The following is a 16,678-nucleotide window of genomic DNA, read 5'->3' as shown; positions in this document are numbered from 1 at the left end:
GCCCCAGGGGCACTCCACCTGGTCGGCCCGCGGCGGACTGCCCGCACCGTGGCGGTGGCCGTCGCCGTGGCAGCGGGCACCGGCGGCGCTACCGCCGAGAGTCAGCTTCGACGCGCACGACGAAGCCGGGGGGGGGGCGTCCTCGCCGGGAGCCGCGTCCGCTACTGCGCGCCCAGGAGCTGGAGGATCCGGTTCACCGCTTCGACGATCGGTACGCCCAGCGCGCCGGCGGTCGCGGCCACGCCGGCGACAGCCATCAGGGCGCGCGTGCGGGCCTGCGGCTGGACCACGGCGTCAGGGGCGAGGACCGGCAGGGACTCGTCGATCGTCTGCGCGCCCAGAGGTGACACCTGCGCGCGCAGGAGCCGCAGCTCCTCCGTCAACGCGGCGATGGCGGAGGCCAGTTCAGGACCCATGGCGGCGGTCGGCGCCGCGTTCTTCACGATTCCCTTGTTGTTCGTGCCGCCGTTCATGATGACTTTGTCACCGACGTGGTAGTTGTCGCCGCTCATGACTTCGCCATCCCCACGTTGCCGGATCCGCCGTACATGTTGACGTTGTCCCCGAAGTGGTAGTTCCTGGGGTTGATCATGAGTGTCTCGACCTTCACCTGGAACTCGACCTCGGGGTTCTCGATCGCGTTCACGACGTAACCGACCAGCTCATGGAGATGCTGCGTGTTCTTGCTGGTCACCAGGGCTGTCGAGGCGCCGGATGTCTCGATGGCCAGCACCCAGTGGGTGGGGGCGGTCAGGACCACCCCCAACTCCACGGCGCAGAAGATCAGCGCCGTGACGGCGCCGAACCAGATGAGCCGGGAGATCGTGTTCGAGGTGTCCTCGGAGCCGAAGCGGGTAAGCCCGTTGACGATCCCCAGGGCGAAGGCCACCGACAGGACGATGCCGACGCGCTTGAGGAAGAGCATGGTCGCCTCACCGCGCCGCGGGGTGAGCAGGAACGTGTACACCCGCGTGATGTTCCTGAGCGGGTAGGCGGCACCGCCGACCCACAACAGCCGTTTACCGACCTTCAGGTTGACGCTGCCCCCGAGATGCGGGGGCAGTGGCGGCAGGGGCGGAGGAGCGACTCGGTTGTGCCAGGGCCTGTCGCTGGGGGACGCCTGAGATTTCGACGTCGGCGGAGGCTGCGGCGCCACCTCGGGTTTCTCGGGTGTCTCCATGCCCTGTCGATGCCCCCCGACGTGCGTGACGTCCATCAGCTGGACCGTGAACACTAGCGAGCCACAGGCCGAGAGCGCTGCTCGATATTCAGACACACATGAGACAACTCAGGGGAGACAACTCAGGGGAATGGCTGTGGCCCCGCCCGGACGGGCAGGGCCACAGCCGCGCACACTCGCGGGTGTCACACCGCGAGGACCTTGACCCCCGCCTCCTCGAAACGCTCCACCGTCCCGGGATCCACAGCGCTGTCGGTGACCAGCGTGCCGATGCGTTCCGTCGCGCAGATCCGGGCGAACGCGCGCTGGCCCAGCTTGCTGGAGTCCGCCGCGACGATGACCCGCTCGGCGCGCTCGCACAGCAGCCGGTTGATGGCCGCCTCCGCCTCGTCGTGGGCGGCGGCGCCGTGCGCGACGTCGAAACCGACGACACCGAGCACGGCCGTGTCGATGGTGATCTGACTCAGTACGCCGTCCGCCAGCGGCCCGATGAGCTCGTACGACTGAGGCCGGGCGACACCGCCCGTGACCACGATCTTGAACTGGGGCCGCACCGCCAGCTCGTTGGCGATGTTCAGCGCGTTCGTGACGATCGTGAGTGCGGGGGAGCCGGAGGCGAGGTCCGGGCGGACCGCGAGCGCGCGCGCCACCTCGGTCGTCGTCGTGCCGCCGGTCAGTCCGACCGCCTCGCCCGGCGTGATCAGTTCGGCGACGGCCTTGGCGATCCGCTCCTTCTCGGAGGCGTTGCGCGCGGTCTTGTAGCGCAGGGGCAGCTCGTACGAGACGCCGTGGACGACGGCGCCGCCGCGGGTGCGTACGAGCATCTGCTGCTCGGCGAGCTGGTCGAAGTCGCGTCGGATCGTGGCCGCCGACACGCCGAGGTCGGTCGCCGCCTCCTCGACATCCAGGCGCCCCCGCTCGACGAGCAGCTCCAGCAGGGACTTCCAGCGGGCGTCGCGGGACATCCGCGGCCTCCAATCGTCGATCTCCGGTGACCCTAGCGCACTACCAGATGCTTGGTTATGCTCGAAACATATCTATATCTTGCAGGAACGAGCATAAGCTCGGGAGGCGGTTCGAACGCGCCGTATTGCGGCGTATTGCGCCGTGCGTTTCGACGTATTCGACTGATTCGACTGGTTCGGCGTATGGGACCGGTCGACGGACACGACACATCAGGGAGTGGGCACGGCATGAGCCATGTCGAGAACGAGCTGAACAGCCAGCCGGAGTGCTGGACGCGCGCGGCGGGTCTGGCCGCGGGCGAGGCCGCCAAGCTGCCCGCGCCGGGGGAGCGCGTCGCGATCGTGGGCTGCGGCACCTCGTGGTTCATGGCGCAGGCCTTCGCCGCGCTGCGCGAGCAGTCCGGACAGGGCGAGACCGACGCGTTCGCCGCCTCGGAGTTCCCGGCCGGGCGCCCGTACGACCGGCTGATCGCGCTCTCCCGGTCCGGCACGACGACCGAGGTCGTCGAGCTCCTGGCCGCGGTCAAGGGCAGCGTCCGTACGACCGCCATCATCGGCGACCCGAACACGCCGATCGTCGAGGCCGCCGACGACGTGATCGTCCTGGACTTCGCCGATGAGAAGTCCGTCGTCCAGACCCGCTTCGCGACGACGGCGCTCACCCTCCTGCGCGCCCACCTCGGCCTGCACACCGAGCAGGCGGTCGCCGACGCGCGCACCGCGCTCGAGACGCCGCTGCCCGAAGGCCTCGTGGAATGCGGCCAGTTCACGTTCCTGGGACGCGGCTGGACCGTCGGCCTGGCGAACGAGGCCGCCCTGAAGATGCGCGAGGCGTCCCTGTCCTGGACCGAGGCGTACCCCGCGATGGAGTACCGCCACGGCCCCATCAGCGTCACCACCTCGGGCACCGCCACCTGGATGATCGGCGAGGCCCCCGACGGGCTCGCCGAGCAGGTGGGCGGCACCGGCGCGCTGTGGATCGAGGGCGGCCTCGACCCGCTCGCCGAACTCGTCCGCGCCCAGCGCCTCGCCGTCGCCGTCGCCGCCGCCCGCGGACTCGACCCCGACCAGCCCCGCCACCTCACCCGCTCGGTGATCCTCACCGCGAGCTGACCGCCGCCCGACCTGTAGAGCCTTCCGAACCTGTAGAGCCTTCCGAAAGGAGGGGCTGTGCCCCTCGCAGCAACCGGCGCGCTCGTCGCCGAGGCCACCGCGGCGCACACCGCGGTCGCCGCGTTCAACGTGATCACCCTGGAGCACATCGAGGCCGTCGTCGCGGGCGCCGAGGCCGCGGACGCGCCGGTGATCCTCCAGATCAGCGAGAACGCGGTGCGCTACCGCTACGGGCGGCTGCTGCCCCTCGCCCGGGCCGCGGCCGCCACCGCCGAGGCGTCCCGCGTGCCCGTGGCGCTCCACCTCGACCACGTCCAGAGCGACGAACTGCTCCGCCAGGCCGCCGACGCCGGGTTCAGCTCGGTGATGTACGACGCCGCCCGGCTGCCGTACGACGAGAACCTCGCGGCCACCCGCGCCGCCGCCGAGTGGGGCCACGCCAACGGGCTCTGGGTCGAGGCGGAGCTCGGCGAGGTCGGCGGCAAGGACGGCGCCGCCCCGCTCGACGCCCATGCGCCGGGCGCCCGCACCGACCCCGGCGAGGCCATGGCCTATGTGACGGACTCGGGCGTCGACGCCCTGGCCGTCGCGATCGGCTCCTCGCACGCCATGACCACCCGCACCGCGGCGCTCGACCACGACCTCCTCAAGCGGCTTTCCGAGGGCCTCGGCGTCCCGCTGGTCCTGCACGGCTCCTCCGGGGTCTCGGACGACGAACTGACGGCGGCCGTCCGCGGCGGCATCGCCAAGGTGAACGTCGGCACGGCCCTGAACATAGCGATGACGGGAGCCATCCGGGAGTTCCTCGCCGCACACCCCGACGCCGTCGACTCCCGCAAGTACCTGAGCGTGGGCCGCGAGGCGATGGTCCGCACCGTGACGGAACTGGTCCAGGTGATGCGCCGCTGACCCCCGCGACCACCCGGCCCCGGTACGAGGACCCCTCGTACCGGGGACAATGGCGTCATGGCAAGCCGGCCCGAACCGCACGCGCCCCCGCTCTTCCCGCTGACCCGGGAGCGCAGGGAGATCACCCCTGGCGCGGTGCACGTGCCCGGCTGGCTCGACGCCGCCGCTCAGCGCGCCCTCGTCGACGCCTGCCGCGGCTGGGCCGCGGGGCCGGTGCCCATGCGCCACACGCGACTGCCGGGCGGCGGTGTCATGTCCGTACAGACCGTGTGCGTCGGATGGCACTGGCAGCCCTACCGCTACACCCGCACGGCGACCGACGTGAACGGCGCCCGGGTGGCCCCCTTCCCCGACTGGCTGCGGGAGTTGGGCAGGCGCGCACTCACCGACGCGTACGAGGACGAGGCGGCCGGCGACGGCTACGACCCCGACACCGCCCTCGTCAACTTCTACGACGGCGCCGCCACCATGGGCCTGCACCAGGACAAGGACGAGCGGTCCCGCGCCCCCGTCGTCTCCCTCAGCGTCGGCGACACCTGCGTCTTCCGGCTCGGGAACACGGAGAACCGCGGCAGACCCTACGAGGACGTGGAGCTGGTCTCCGGGGACCTGCTCGTGTTCGGAGGGCCGTCACGGCTCGCCTTCCACGGCGTGCCGAAGGTGTATCCCGGCACCGGCGACCCCGCTACCGGGCTCGCCACGGGCCGCCTCAACCTCACGATGCGCGTCACCGGGCTCACCGGGCCTGCGTCACCCGGGAGGTGAGTTCACCCGCCGGGACCACACCGTTCACCGGATACGATGCGACACGGTGATCAGGGCGAGGAGTTGCTGATGCGTGGCAAGGCGGCCTCCGGGGCCGGGGGACAGACGGCGGGCGAGGCGGAGGGTTCCGCGCGTTCACCCCGTCTCGAACGGGGACGTGGCGCGCTCGGCCCCGCCCTCGAACTCGTGCACACCGGCCGCGCGCCGACCCGCGCCGTCCTCACCGCCGAACTGGGCGTGACCCGCGCCACGGCGGGCGCCGTCGCCGCCGAGCTCGAAGCACTCGGCCTCATCAGGATCGACGCCAAGCCCAGCGCCGCCGCCGGCTCGCAAGGGCGGCCCTCGCACCGGCTCTCCCTGGCCGAGGACGGGCCCGTCGCCCTCGCCGCCCAGGTCCACTCGGACGGCTACCGCGCGGCCCTCGTCGGCCTCGGCGGCCGGATCGTCGCGACCACGCCCGGCTGCGAGATCATCGACCCGGACCCGGCGCGCGTCCTCGGATCCGTCGTGGACGCCGGTGCCCGGCTGCTGCGCGAGACCGGGCGCCACTGCGTCGGCGCAGGCCTCGCCGTGCCGTCCGCGGTGGCCGAACCCGAGGGCACGGCCCTCAACCCCCTGCACCTCGCCTGGCCCGCGGGCGCCCCCGTCCGCGAGATCTTCGCCGAGCGCGTCCGCGAAGCGGGCATCGACCGGCCCGCGTTCGCCGCGAACGACGTCAACCTCGCCGCCCTCGCCGAGCACCGGCACGGCGCGGGGCGCGGCGCGCGCGACCTGCTGTGCGTCGCCACCGGCCACCGCGGCGTCGGCGGCGCCCTCGTCCTCGACGGCCGTCTGCACACGGGCAGTTCGGGCCTCGCCCTGGAGGTCGGGCACCTCACCGTGAACCCCGAGGGCCGGCCCTGCTACTGCGGCAGCCGCGGCTGCCTCGACGTGGAGACCGACCCGCTGGCGCTGCTCGACGCGGCCGGCCGCGAACCGGGACCCGACGGCTCCCTGCTCCATCAGGCCCGGGAGCTGATCGCCGGCAGCCTCGACGACCCGAAGGTGCGGATGGCCACCGAGGCTTTGATCGACCGCCTCGGCCTCGGCCTCGCGGGCCTGGTGAACATCCTGAACCCCGACCGCATCATCCTCGGCGGCCTGCACCGGGCGCTCCTCGACGCCGATCCGAACCGGCTGCGGGCCGTCGTCGCGGACCGGAGCCTGTGGGGCCGCAGCGGCGGTGTCCCCATCCTGGCGTGCACGCTCGACCACAACAGCCTCGTCGGCGCGGCCGAGTTGGCGTGGCAGCCGGTCCTCGACGACCCGCTCTCGGGCCTGGCTCCGGCCTGAGGACGCACGCGGACCGCCACGGACAGGGACACCCCCTGGTCCGCCGGGCGGGCCGACCGTGCACCATCACCGCCATGACCGGTGAATCGGCCCGCGCCTATCTGACCTCCCTCGAGAGCCGCCTCGTTGCGGACGGCTGCGCGACGCGCTGGGACGACTGGTTCGGCGTGCCCGTGCTCGTCGGGCGGCGGGCCGACTTCCGGATGCGCTGGATGGCCACCAACCTGCACCTGTTCACCGTCGCCGCCGCCGTCCCTGAGACCACCGTGCAGAGCGTCGACACGTTCACCTCGCAGGTCCTCACCTACGCGAAGAACAACAAGGGCGGCCTCCCGGTCGGAGCCCAGACCGGCGTCGCGGCCTTCCCCGTCCTGGTCAGCGAGCGCGTCGACCCGGCCGCCGTGGCCTGGGCCGAGCAGCAGCAGCGCAACCGCTTCGCCTGCTTCGCCCGCCCCGTCGTCGTGGACAGCGCCCAGCGCTACGTAGGCCTCTACCGCGGCAAGCCGGCCATCGGCCGGGTCTACGCCAACCACCTCATCGACAAGGGCGACCGCTACTTCCACGGGTAGTCCCGGGCGCCCTGTCCTGGCCCACCGCGAGCACCCCACGCGCCAGGTCGCCCCCCGAGTGGTGCCCCACCGCCAGCAGGTCGTCCAACGCGGCATCCAGCGGACCGTCCCCGCCGAGCGCGCGCAGGAACTCCCGCGCCTGCGCCACGCATTCGCCCCGCACCGCGTGCCGCAGCAGCGCCGCCGAGAGCAGCGGGGTGCGCCGGGCGGCATCCGCCACGGCGTCCGAGAGCGCGCCGAGGGGGCCACCCCAGGCCCGGCTCGCCAGCAGCGCGCCGCACAGGATGTCGTCACCGGACGGCGTGAGCCCGGGGCCGAGGCCGACGAGCGCGCGGGCGGCCCGCCGGACTTCGCTCGCGTCATCGGTGTGCAGGGCGTGGCGCAGGCCGGCGAGGCGGGCCACCAGCGGCGGCGGCAGGGGGTGAGCCCGTATGTCGAGCAACGCCGCCGCCTGCCGGACGCGCGCGGGGTCGGGCCGGGAGGGGACGTCCTGGACACGGGGCGGTGTCCAGGACGCCCCCGGCTCGAAGCGCACGGCGCCGATGGCGATCCCGCCCGCCCCGAGACCGGCCGGCTGCCCCCGGAGCGTGTCCAGCGGCCGCTCCACCGAGGAGAAGGGCAGGACGAACGCGTTCGGCAGCCGGATCGCGTCCCGGGTCACCACGGCGAGCGCGGGCAACTCCCGTTCCCCGGTGGCGAGATGGACCGCGTAACGGGTGACGGCGACGACGCGGGCCGACCGGTGCGGGCCGTGCAGGAGCGGGGCGACCGCCGCGCTGACCACTCCGGCGTAGCACGTCACACCGCCGTCTCCGGAGGCTCCTCGAAGGCGCGCAGCGCGTCCGTGAAGCAGCGCATCGGCGCGTGGGTGAGGCCCGCGCCGATCTGTCCGATGCCCGGCTCGCGGTGGGCGATGCCCGTGGTGACGACCGGTTCGAGGCCCGTGTCGACGACCTTGCGGATGTCCAGGCCGACGGGACTCCCGACGAAGTCGAGGCCGGGGAGGCGGTAGTCGCGGTGCCTGCCGACGGTGAGCGTCGCCATGTCCTGGCTGACGCGGCGGGCTCCTTCGGGTGTGCCGCCCACGAAACCGACGATCGCGGGGGCGGCGGCCAGCGCGAAACCGCCCAGGCCGTGCATCTCCGTGATCGCGCTGTCCCCGATGTCGGGATTGGCGTCGGCAGGCCCGTAACCGGCGAAGTAGAGGCCGTCCACGGGGGCGGCGGGCGCCGTGAACCAGGCGTCGCCGAGGCCGCTGACGCGGATGCCGACCTCGACACCGTTGCGGGCGAACGTCGTGACGACCGTCGAGTGCGGCACGCCGTGGCCGGCCATCAGCGCCAACTTGCTCGCCGCCATGGAGAAGTTGAGGAACCAGTAGTTGTTGTCGCGCAGGAAGTCGAGCGCCTCGATCCCGCCGAGGTCCGCGTGCCGGGCGAGTGCCGCCGACAGTTCGCGGGTCAGCAGGGCGCTCGCCGCGGTGTTGCGGCTGTGGCACTCGTCGCCCATCTGCAGGGCCTGCGCGGTGACCGACCGCAGGTTGACGGGCTCGGCGAGCGAGCCGAGCGCCGCCCGCAGGGCCGGACCGAGACGCTCACCCATCCAGCGCAGCCGCTCCATGACGTCGTCGCCGAGCGCGCCGTAGCGCAGACAGCGGCCCTGCCCCTCGTTGAGGTTGGAGTAGGCCCGCAGGCCCGTGGCCTCGTCCTCCACGACGAGCAGGGGCATGGACGCCGAGACGATGCCCGCCATCGGGCCGACCGCGTCGTGGTGATGGCACGGGGCGAAGCGGATCGCGCCGCTGTCGGCGAGCGCTTCCGCTTCCGGCGGCGTCGCCGCCCAGCCCTCAAGCAGGGCGGCGCCGACGACGGCGGCCCGCATCGGACCGCACATGTGCTCCCAGGCGATCGGCGGTCCGGCGTGCAACAGGAGCTTCTGCTCGGCGAGTTCGGGGACGAGTTCGCCGGCGGGGCGGACGTCCGTCCACATCGGCACGACGCCGAGGATCCGGCTCAGGGCCGTGGCGTTGGCGGCCTCGACGGCCGGGTGCGCCACAAGGCGGGCGAGCCGCGCGCCGAGTTCCGGATCGCCGGCCGCGGGCGGCCGCCAGTCGACGGCGGTCACGGTCGCGCCGGCGGCCCGCGGCGGCCCGGCGAACCCCTCGACACCGACGTTCACGACGTGCGGCACGGAGGTCAGCAGGCCCTGCGCCGGAACGGCCTGTACGGGGACGGCCTGTGCGGTCATGCGGTGTCTCCGATCCGGGAGGCGGCAGGGGTGAGCACCAGCTCGTCGCCCCCGGCGAGCAGCCCGGCGCACACCCGCGCGGCGGTCGTGCTGCTGTCGACGACGTACGCGCCCGCGTCGCGCAGAATCCGCTGTTGCGCGGTGAGACCCTGTGGGTCGGCGTCGGTGCCCACGACGAACGCGATCACGGGCGGCGCGTCGGCGGGCGCCTCGGCCAGCGCGCGGGCGAGCGCCCCCGCCGGGTCCCGCGCGGCGCCGTGTCCGATGACCACGTCGAGGACGACCGCCGCGCACGACGGATCGGCGAGCGCGGCCCGCAGATACGCGGTGCGCACTGTGGGATCGATCATCGGGTGCGGCCGCCCCGCGGTGAACTCGTCGTCGCCGAGATCGAGTACGAGATGACCGTCCGGCAGCGACGGGACGGCGCCCGGAATGGGCGGGGGAGCGGTGCGCGCGATGTCGCCGAGTACGGGGCCAAGCAGGAAGGCCGCCTCGTGGGCGAAGGTGCCGCCCGCGTACAGGGCCCTCAGCAGTCGGCGCGGTGCGGCCGGCGTGGGGACCTCGGGCAGCTCCTCGTCGGGGACGGGGCCGCCGACGGCGAGGGACGCGGCGCACCGTGCCGCCTCGGACAGGGTGGGCGCGAGCGTGATGCCGGCCGGGGCGGCGGCGGATTCCTCCGTGCCGAGGAAGCAGGCCACGACGGGCTTGGACAGCGTCCCGGCGTGCCGCAGCAGCCGCTCGGCCACCTGCGGGGCGGGCGGCTTGGACACCAGGACGATCACCTCCGTGGCGGGGTCCGCGGCCAGGGCGTCGAGCCCCGCCCGCATGGTCATCCCGCCCACGTCCGCGCTCACGTCACGGCTGCCCGTACCGATCAGATGGCTGACGCCCGCGCCCCTCGCGTGCAGCAGGCTCGACACCTGCTGAAGTCCCGTACCGGAGGCGCCGACCAGGCCGACGGAGCCGGCCCGCACCTCGTTGGCGAAGCCGAGGGGGATGCCGCTGATGACGGCGGTACCGCAGTCGGGCCCCATGACGAGGAGCCCGCGCCGTGCGGCCTCCCGTTTCAGGGACACCTCGTCCTCGACCGGCACATGGTCGCTGAAGACGAACGCGTGCATGCCGAGGCGCAGCGCCTTGAGAGCCTCGGCGGCCGCGTACGGGCCCGGGGTGGAGATCAGCGCGAGACTCGCGTCGGCCGGTGCGCCCACGAGCGAGCGCACCGCGGGCCCGGCCGTCGCTCCGGCGGCCGCGCCGGCGTCCGGTCCCTCGTCCGTAGCGGTCAGCGCCTCGACCACCTGGGCGAGCGCGGCGTCCACCGCGTCGGGGGCGCCGCGTACGGCGACGAGCAGGTCGTTGGGGCCGGCCGTCCGGCCCGGGTCGGTCAGCAGCCCCGAGCGCGCGAGGACGTCCTGGTTGGCTGGGGTGCCCATGACGAGGCTCACCGTTTCGACGCCCGGCGGCTCGGCCAGGCGGGCGGCGACCCTCATGAGGGCGACGGAGTCGGCGTACAGGTCCTTGTGCACGGCGTTTCGCAGCACCATGGTCACGACTCTAGGCAGCGGTGCGCCCTGCTGGGCATGGCTCGAAGTGCCAGAACCCGCGGGGCATTTACCGGCAACGGGTGACAATGACGCAATGCCGCCGCCCGCGGGCTCAGCGGCGGTCGCGGGCGGACAGCAGCCGGTGGGCGTGGACGGCCAGTTCGGTCTGGAGGCGGGCGCTCGGCCGGCGCTCCAGGCCTCCGGTGAGGCGCTCGATCTGCCGCAGCCGGTAGCGCAGGGTGTTGTAGTGCACGTGCAGCCGGGAGGCGGTCGTCACGCCGTTGCGGTCCTCCAGGAGGTAGACGCCGAGCGTCTCGACGAGGTGGCCCTCGTGCTCGGCGTCGTGCGCGAGCAGGGGACCCAGGGCGTCGTCGACCAGGGTCTGGAGCTCGGTCGCCGGCAGCTGCCCCAGGAGCCGGTACACACCCAGGTCCGCGTACCCGCGCACGAAGTCGGGGCCGTGCAGTTCGCGGCCGAGGGTCAGGGTCTGCGACGCCTCCTCGTAACTGTGGTGGTAGTCGGTGAAGTCCGCCCGCACGGTCCCGGCGGCGACGGCCACGTCCCAGTCGGGATGGGCGGCGGTGACCGCCGCGTGGAGGGTCTGACATCGGCCTGTCAGCGACGTCCCCGGCTCCATCAGGAGGACGAGTCCGCTCTGGCTCCCCCAGATGATCGCGTCGGGCCCCGCGGCCGCCCGCACGAGGGGCAGCAGCCGCTCCTCCAGGGCGAGTTCGGTGTCGGCGGGGCCGCCGACGCCGGTGGACGCGACCTCGACCAGCACGACCGCGCGGGGCAGCCGCAGGTTCCAGCCCATGGCGGCGGCCCGGCGTGCCGTCTCGGCGCGGTCGCGCGGCGGGCGTGACACCAGCTCCATCAGGAGCAGGGTGCGGTAGCGCTGCTGACGGCTGGCCAGGGCGCGCTCCTGGGCGGCGATGGTGGCCGCGACGGTCGTGGCGTGTTCGAGCGCCATCCGCTGGTGGTTCTCCAGCTCGGGAACGGACACCGGCACCGAGGTGCCGGGACCGGGAGCCGGCGGGGCGGGGTCCCGCTCGTCGCGCCACAGCGCCACGGAGCCGCTCGCGCCGGTGCCCGTCTCGATGGCGCGCTCGGCGGCGGGTGGTTGGTCGGAGGGCGGGGAGCCCGCGGAGGCGAGGATCCAGCCGTGTTCGTCGCGCACGGCAGCCGCGCAGCCGGACAGTTCGAGGAGGACGTTCATCAGTTCCTGGTAGGAGCCCCCGTCGAGGGCCACCGCGGTCAGCCGTTCGTGGATGGCCCGGGAGCGCTCCAGCTCCAGGGCCTGCCGGTTCAGGACGGTGCCGAGGACCTCGGACAGGATGTCGTTGAACATGACGGCACCCGGCAACTCGACGATCGGGAAGCCGAGTTCGTCGGCGACGGCCAGCATCACCGGCGGCAGCGCCGGCAGATAGGGCCCCACTTTGACGGCCAGGGCCGCGAGCCCACGCTCGGCGAGTACGGGAATCAGGGCGCTCAGCGCCTCCGCGTCGTCGCGCACGGCGTAGGCGGTGGTCAGCAGCAGCTCGCCACCGCGCATCCAGCGCACGATGTCGGGGACTTCCATGATGTTGACGACGCGGATACGGCGGCCGCGGCCGCTCGCCCCGGCGACGAGACGCGCGCCGCTGAGGCAGGGCAGGGCCAGCGCCTCACTCACCGTCAGGCCGGGAGAGAGGTCGAAGGGGACGGTCGGGGCGGAACCGATACCGATACCTGTCATGCGCAGCCACTATGCGACAACCGAGGGTGACCCGTAATACCCCGCGCGTAACTTCCATGTTTCCTGAGGTCGTCGGGGGCGTCACTTGTCAGTGGGTGTCAACGGCGGGCCGCTCATCCTGGCGTCCGGTGCCCATGACCGCCTCGGCCGGCCACGCCTACGGTGACCGGCATGACTCCCCGAACCGTGTGCGGGACAGCCGTGGTCGCCATCGGCGGCAACGCGCTGCTGAGCGGTGGCGGTCCCGCCACCGTCTCCGAACAGGTCGAGGCCGCGCGGCGTCTCGCCACCCCCGTCGTGGCGCTCGCCGACGCGGGGTGGCGGGTCGTGGTCACGCACGGCAACGGCCCGCAGGTCGGCTTCATCAAGCGCCGCGCGGACCTCGCGGCGGAGCTGGACCCCGAACTGCCCGCCCTGGACCTGGACATGTGCGTCGCCGACTCGCAGGGCGGCCTCGGACACATCCTGGCCACCGCGATCGCCGGGCGGCTCCACTCGCTCGGCCGGGACCCGGAACGGGTCGCCGCCCTCATCACCCACACCGTGGTCGACGCGGACGACGCCGCGTTCGCCCACCCCACGAAACCCATCGGCGCCTTCTACCCCGAGGCCAGGGCACGGGAGTTGGCCGGCACGCAAGGCTGGACGGTGGCGGAGGACTCCGGACGGGGCTGGCGGCGCGTGGTCCCGTCGCCCCGGCCGCTGCGGGTCCTCGAGACGGCGGCCGTACGGGCGCTGTCCGCGGCCGGACTCGTCGTGATCGCGGCCGGTGGCGGCGGCATCCCGGTGGTGGCGGACGGGCCCGACGGCCGCCGGGGCGTCGAGGCCGTCGTCGACAAGGACCTGACCTCGGCTCTGCTCGCCGCGGAACTCGACGCGGATCTCCTGGTCATCACCACCGGTGTGGAGCGCGTCGCCGTCGACTACGGCCGCCCCACCCAGCGCTTCCTGGACCGGCTCGACCCCGCCGAGGCCGAACGGCTGCTGGCGGAGGGCCAGTTCCCGGCGGGCAGCATGGGCCCCAAGATCCGGGCCGCCCTGGACTTCCTGGCCGGCGGCCCGGACCGCCAGGTGCTGATCACCTCACCACAGGCACTGGGCGCCGCCCTCGACGGACAGGGCGGCACCTGGCTCGGGCACGCCCCGGCCCCGACGCCTGTACGACCCACCGCGGAACCCACCGCAGAACCCCTCAACGGCACCGTCACGGCAGGGAGGCCGCAGTGATACTCGAAGCGGGACAGGGACCGATCGACGGCACGCACTATGTGCGGGCCACTCCGGAATCCGTCGGCTGGGGGCGGCTGCCCTGCCGCAGCACCACGCCGGCGCTCACGATCGACTCCGGTGACACCGTCACCTTCGACACCGTCTCGCACGAGGGCATCCTGGAGGACCAGGGCCGCGACCCGGCGGCCTTCTTCGGTGGGTACGGCATCGCCGCGACCGACGTCCTCACCGACGCCCGCCTCCTCGCGAAGTCCCCGCCGCCGCGCGACCCGGACGCGGACGGCCCGCACGTCATCACCGCCCCCGTCCACATCAGGGGCGCGGAACCCGGCGACCTCCTCAAGGTCGACGTGCTGTCCCTGCACCTGCGCGCCGACTACGGCGTCATCTCCAGCCGGCACGGGCGCGGCGCGCTCCCCGACCAGTTCGCCCGCACAGGACCGGAGTTCACGTTCTGCGAGGTCGAGCGGGAGGGCGGCCGGGACGTCGGAGTGATCCGGTACGGCGAGGGCCGGGCGGTCCGGTTCCCGCTGCGGCCCTTCATGGGGATCATGGGCGTGGCCACCGACACGGACCACCCGCAGCACACCGTCCCGCCGGGCCGGCACGGCGGCAACCTCGACATCAAGGAACTCGCGACGGGCTCCACGCTGTACCTGCCCGTGCAGACGGAGGGGGCGGGCTTCTACACCGGCGATCCGCACTACGCGCAGGGCAACGGCGAAGTCGCCCTCACAGCCCTGGAGGCGCCGCTGCGCGGCACGTTCCGGCTCAGCCTCCTCAAGGGCCACAAGGCCCGCGCGGCGTCCGAGACGCTCCAGTACCCGTTCGGGGAGACCGACCGGCACTGGATCCCCGTCGGCCTTCACGAGGACCTGAACGAGGCGATGCGCGCTGCCGTCCGGGCCGCCGTCCGCTTCCTCACGGACCGCTTCGGCATGGACAGCGTCGCCGCGTACGCCTACCTCAGCGCGGCCGCGGACTTCGAGATCTCGCAGGTCGTCGACGAGGTCCAGGGCGTCCACTGCCTCATCCGCAAGGCGGACTTCCCGGGCTGACCGCCCGACCGACACGGAACGGGAGCCCCGCATGACTCAACTGATACTGCGTCAAGCACGCGTCGAGCAGAGCCCGTCGGTCAGCGACGTGGTGATCGACGGCGGCCGGGTGCGGGCCGTCGGGGACGCCTCGGGCCTGGACGCCGACGAGGTGATCGACTGCGCGGGCCGGGTCGTCCTGCCCGGCTTCGTCGAACCGCACCTCCATCTCGACAAGGCCCTTCTGGACAGCGTCCGGCCCAACCCGGACGGGACCCTCGCCGGGGCGATCGCCGTGACCGGCGAGCTGAAGGCCGCGTTCACGTACGACGACGTACGGGCGAGGGCGCGGCGCGTCCTTGAAGCGGCGGTCCTCAACGGCACGACCGTGATCCGCGCCCACCCGGACGTCGACCCGATCGCGGGGCTGCTCGGCGTCGAGGTGCTGCTCGAACTGCGCGAGGAGTACCGCGAGGTGGTGGACCTCCAGATCGTGGCGTTCCCCCAGGAAGGCGTCCTGAGGTCACCCGGCACCGAGAAGCTGCTGGTCAAGGCGCTTGCGGCGGGCGCCGACGTGATCGGCGGCTGCACTTACAACGAGGCCACCCTCGACGACTGCCACCGTCACGTCCGGCTCGTCCTCGACCTCGCGGCGCGGCACGGCGTACCGGCCGATCTGCACGCCGACTTCGCCGACGACGCCACCGATCCCCGGTACGCGCTCGCCGAGTTCATCGCCGGTGAGACGGCGCGACGGGGCCTGGGCGGACGGGTGACGCTCGGCCATATGACCTCGCTCGGCGGCCGGGCGCCCGAGGACCGGGCGCGGGCGATGGCGGCTCTCGCCGACGCGGGCGTCGCGGTCGTGCCGCTGCCCGCGACCGACCTGCACCTCAGCGGCCGCCGCGACACCCACGCGGTCCGTCGGGGGATCGCCCCGGTACGCGAACTGTGGGACCACGGCGTGCTCGCCGCCTGCTCCTCCAACAACATCCGCAACGCCTTCACCCCCTTCGGGCGCGCCGACCCGCTGGACACGGCGCTGCTCCTCGCCCAGACCGGCCATCTGTCCGGGCCCGCCGACCTCCACCGGGTGCTGCGCATGGTCACGCACGACGCGGCCCGCGTGGTGGGCATCGCCGACGACTACGGCGTACGGCCCGGCGCCCGCGCCGACCTGGTGGTCCTCGACACGCAGATCTACGACGACATCGTCCTCGACCGGCCCGAACGCGCCCAGGTCGTCAAGGCGGGGAAGGTGGTGGCGCGCACGAGCAGGACCAGCGAACTCCTCATCCACTGACCCCCACCGGATCTCCCACCCACGCCCCCACATGCCTCCGCACGGCACCCGCGCTCTGCCACCCGACTCCAGCAGATCCAGCAGATCCAGCAGAGGAATCCCCATGCGCGAACGCCTCTCTCACGAAATCGTTGCCTCCGTACTCGCCGGCCTGACGGCGTTCATCGGAGGGACCGCGCTCCATCTCCCGCCCTGGGCGATCTTCATCTCGTGGGCGGCCGTCTTCGCGCTCGGCGGGCCGAGCTGGGCGAACGCACGCAGGCTGTGGTGCACGATGCCCGCGGGCTCCACGTTCGCCCTGATCATCGTCTTCGTCGACCAGCACGTGGGCATGGCCTTCGGCGACAGCCAGATCGCCCAGGACGCGGTCCTCGCCCTGATCATCCTGGTCGTCAACACCGCCCTGATGTACACGGGCCGGATCAAGATGTTCTCGCTGATCCCCGGCATGTTCTTCGGCTTCGCCAGCTACTTCGGCACGCTCTTCGGCGGCTTCGGCTTCAAGCCGGGCAACATCTGGGCGGCGTGGGTCTGCGTGGTCGCCATGAACGCGCTCGGGCCGGTCTTCGCGTACCTGTCCAACCGGCTCATGTACCCGGTCCTCTCGCCGGTGCCGACGTCGGTCGTGGCCTCCGCGGGCCCCGTGCACCACGACGGCCGCACGACACAGGCCGGAACCGCGCAGGCCGAGTAGGGCAGGCTGCGCCGAGAGTAGGGGAAGGCAAGCGCCGTACTCCCCTGGT

General features: G+C 73.1%; 16 protein-coding genes. 9 read left to right on the top strand and 7 right to left on the bottom strand.

Annotated elements, in window-relative coordinates; translation table 11 throughout:
* Nucleotides 1-161: 161 nt before the first annotated feature.
* From EOT10_RS23540 to EOT10_RS23530, 3 genes are all read right to left on the bottom strand, one after another.
* Entirely contained in the window at nt 162-512 is a 351-nt protein-coding gene (locus EOT10_RS23540) for a hypothetical protein (protein ID WP_127830273.1), read from the bottom strand.
* Entirely contained in the window at nt 509-1,216 is a 708-nt protein-coding gene (locus EOT10_RS23535) for a DUF6232 family protein (RefSeq protein ID WP_223281159.1), read from the bottom strand. The genes EOT10_RS23540 and EOT10_RS23535 overlap by 4 nt, the downstream gene beginning before the upstream one ends.
* A gap of 149 nt (nt 1,217-1,365) precedes the next feature.
* Nucleotides 1,366-2,145, bottom strand: coding sequence for a DeoR/GlpR family DNA-binding transcription regulator (locus tag EOT10_RS23530; protein ID WP_127830272.1), 780 nt, complete (start codon nt 2,143-2,145; stop codon nt 1,366-1,368).
* 228 nt (nt 2,146-2,373) lie between these two features.
* Between EOT10_RS23530 and EOT10_RS23525 the strand changes: the two genes are divergently transcribed.
* The 5 genes from EOT10_RS23525 (at nt 2,374) to EOT10_RS23505 (ending at nt 6,833) form a co-directional block, all read left to right on the top strand.
* Nucleotides 2,374-3,258 carry an SIS domain-containing protein gene (locus tag EOT10_RS23525; protein ID WP_127830271.1) on the top strand — a complete coding sequence of 295 codons (885 nt, stop codon included), beginning with the start codon at nt 2,374-2,376 and terminating at the stop codon, nt 3,256-3,258.
* A gap of 57 nt (nt 3,259-3,315) precedes the next feature.
* Entirely contained in the window at nt 3,316-4,167 is an 852-nt protein-coding gene (locus EOT10_RS23520) for a class II fructose-bisphosphate aldolase (protein ID WP_127830270.1), read from the top strand.
* Between the two features lie 57 nt (nt 4,168-4,224).
* Nucleotides 4,225-4,932 (top strand): alpha-ketoglutarate-dependent dioxygenase AlkB family protein, encoded by a 708-nt coding sequence (locus EOT10_RS23515; RefSeq protein ID WP_127830269.1) that lies wholly within the window; start codon nt 4,225-4,227, stop codon nt 4,930-4,932.
* 69 nt (nt 4,933-5,001) lie between these two features.
* Complete coding sequence (locus EOT10_RS23510; RefSeq protein WP_127830268.1) at nt 5,002-6,264, top strand: ROK family protein; 1,263 nt, start codon at nt 5,002-5,004, stop codon at nt 6,262-6,264.
* Nucleotides 6,265-6,338: 74 nt separating this feature from the next.
* Complete coding sequence (locus EOT10_RS23505) at nt 6,339-6,833, top strand: levansucrase (RefSeq protein ID WP_127830267.1); 495 nt, start codon at nt 6,339-6,341, stop codon at nt 6,831-6,833.
* Here EOT10_RS23505 and EOT10_RS23500 read toward each other — a convergent pair.
* The 4 genes from EOT10_RS23500 to EOT10_RS23485 form a co-directional block, all read right to left on the bottom strand.
* Nucleotides 6,799-7,635 carry an oxamate carbamoyltransferase subunit AllH family protein gene (locus EOT10_RS23500; RefSeq protein WP_189491974.1) on the bottom strand — a complete coding sequence of 279 codons (837 nt, stop codon included), beginning with the start codon at nt 7,633-7,635 and terminating at the stop codon, nt 6,799-6,801. The genes EOT10_RS23505 and EOT10_RS23500 overlap by 35 nt on opposite strands.
* Complete coding sequence (locus EOT10_RS23495) at nt 7,632-9,080, bottom strand: YlbE family protein (RefSeq protein WP_127830266.1); 1,449 nt, start codon at nt 9,078-9,080, stop codon at nt 7,632-7,634. The genes EOT10_RS23500 and EOT10_RS23495 overlap by 4 nt, the downstream gene beginning before the upstream one ends.
* Nucleotides 9,077-10,627: an acyl-CoA synthetase FdrA gene (gene fdrA / locus EOT10_RS23490; RefSeq protein ID WP_127830265.1), complete on the bottom strand. Its 1,551-nt coding sequence runs from the start codon at nt 10,625-10,627 to the stop codon at nt 9,077-9,079. Before fdrA ends, EOT10_RS23495 begins: the two co-directional genes overlap by 4 nt.
* Before the next feature lie 112 nt (nt 10,628-10,739).
* Nucleotides 10,740-12,365 carry a PucR family transcriptional regulator gene (locus EOT10_RS23485; RefSeq protein WP_127830264.1) on the bottom strand — a complete coding sequence of 542 codons (1,626 nt, stop codon included), beginning with the start codon at nt 12,363-12,365 and terminating at the stop codon, nt 10,740-10,742.
* 171 nt (nt 12,366-12,536) lie between these two features.
* Between EOT10_RS23485 and EOT10_RS23480 the strand changes: the two genes are divergently transcribed.
* The 4 genes from EOT10_RS23480 to EOT10_RS23465 all read left to right on the top strand — a co-directional run bounded on the left by EOT10_RS23480 (nt 12,537) and on the right by EOT10_RS23465 (nt 16,629).
* Nucleotides 12,537-13,592, top strand: a complete 1,056-nt coding sequence (locus EOT10_RS23480) for a carbamate kinase (protein ID WP_127830263.1) — start codon at nt 12,537-12,539, stop codon at nt 13,590-13,592.
* Nucleotides 13,589-14,653: an acetamidase/formamidase family protein gene (locus EOT10_RS23475; RefSeq protein ID WP_223281158.1), complete on the top strand. Its 1,065-nt coding sequence runs from the start codon at nt 13,589-13,591 to the stop codon at nt 14,651-14,653. Before EOT10_RS23480 ends, EOT10_RS23475 begins: the two co-directional genes overlap by 4 nt.
* A 31-nt stretch (nt 14,654-14,684) precedes the next feature.
* Nucleotides 14,685-15,935: an amidohydrolase family protein gene (locus EOT10_RS23470; RefSeq protein ID WP_127830262.1), complete on the top strand. Its 1,251-nt coding sequence runs from the start codon at nt 14,685-14,687 to the stop codon at nt 15,933-15,935.
* A 103-nt stretch (nt 15,936-16,038) separates the two neighbouring features.
* Nucleotides 16,039-16,629, top strand: a complete 591-nt coding sequence (locus tag EOT10_RS23465) for a DUF1097 domain-containing protein (RefSeq protein ID WP_127830261.1) — start codon at nt 16,039-16,041, stop codon at nt 16,627-16,629.
* Nucleotides 16,630-16,678 lie beyond the last annotated feature (49 nt).

Source organism: Streptomyces antnestii, assembly GCF_004005495.1.
GTDB classification, from domain to species: Bacteria; Actinomycetota; Actinomycetes; order Streptomycetales; family Streptomycetaceae; genus Streptomyces; species Streptomyces antnestii.
The sequence above is the reverse complement of the archived record's forward strand: the minus strand, read 5'-3'. Positions and strand labels throughout refer to the sequence as shown.

What these genes read in the sequence shown, in the direction of transcription:
- EOT10_RS23540 (WP_127830273.1), bottom strand. Translation starts at nt 512, where the DNA reads ATGAGCGGCGACAACTACCACGTCGGTGACAAAGTCATCATGAACGGC.
- EOT10_RS23535 (WP_223281159.1), bottom strand. Translation starts at nt 1,216, where the DNA reads ATGGACGTCACGCACGTCGGGGGGCATCGACAGGGCATGGAGACACCC.
- EOT10_RS23530 (WP_127830272.1), bottom strand. Translation starts at nt 2,145, where the DNA reads ATGTCCCGCGACGCCCGCTGGAAGTCCCTGCTGGAGCTGCTCGTCGAG.
- EOT10_RS23525 (WP_127830271.1), top strand. Translation starts at nt 2,374, where the DNA reads ATGAGCCATGTCGAGAACGAGCTGAACAGCCAGCCGGAGTGCTGGACG.
- EOT10_RS23515 (WP_127830269.1), top strand. Translation starts at nt 4,225, where the DNA reads ATGGCAAGCCGGCCCGAACCGCACGCGCCCCCGCTCTTCCCGCTGACC.
- EOT10_RS23510 (WP_127830268.1), top strand. Translation starts at nt 5,002, where the DNA reads ATGCGTGGCAAGGCGGCCTCCGGGGCCGGGGGACAGACGGCGGGCGAG.
- EOT10_RS23505 (WP_127830267.1), top strand. Translation starts at nt 6,339, where the DNA reads ATGACCGGTGAATCGGCCCGCGCCTATCTGACCTCCCTCGAGAGCCGC.
- EOT10_RS23495 (WP_127830266.1), bottom strand. Translation starts at nt 9,080, where the DNA reads ATGACCGCACAGGCCGTCCCCGTACAGGCCGTTCCGGCGCAGGGCCTG.
- fdrA (WP_127830265.1), bottom strand. Translation starts at nt 10,627, where the DNA reads ATGGTGCTGCGAAACGCCGTGCACAAGGACCTGTACGCCGACTCCGTC.
- EOT10_RS23485 (WP_127830264.1), bottom strand. Translation starts at nt 12,365, where the DNA reads ATGACAGGTATCGGTATCGGTTCCGCCCCGACCGTCCCCTTCGACCTC.
- EOT10_RS23480 (WP_127830263.1), top strand. Translation starts at nt 12,537, where the DNA reads ATGACTCCCCGAACCGTGTGCGGGACAGCCGTGGTCGCCATCGGCGGC.
- EOT10_RS23470 (WP_127830262.1), top strand. Translation starts at nt 14,685, where the DNA reads ATGACTCAACTGATACTGCGTCAAGCACGCGTCGAGCAGAGCCCGTCG.
- EOT10_RS23465 (WP_127830261.1), top strand. Translation starts at nt 16,039, where the DNA reads ATGCGCGAACGCCTCTCTCACGAAATCGTTGCCTCCGTACTCGCCGGC.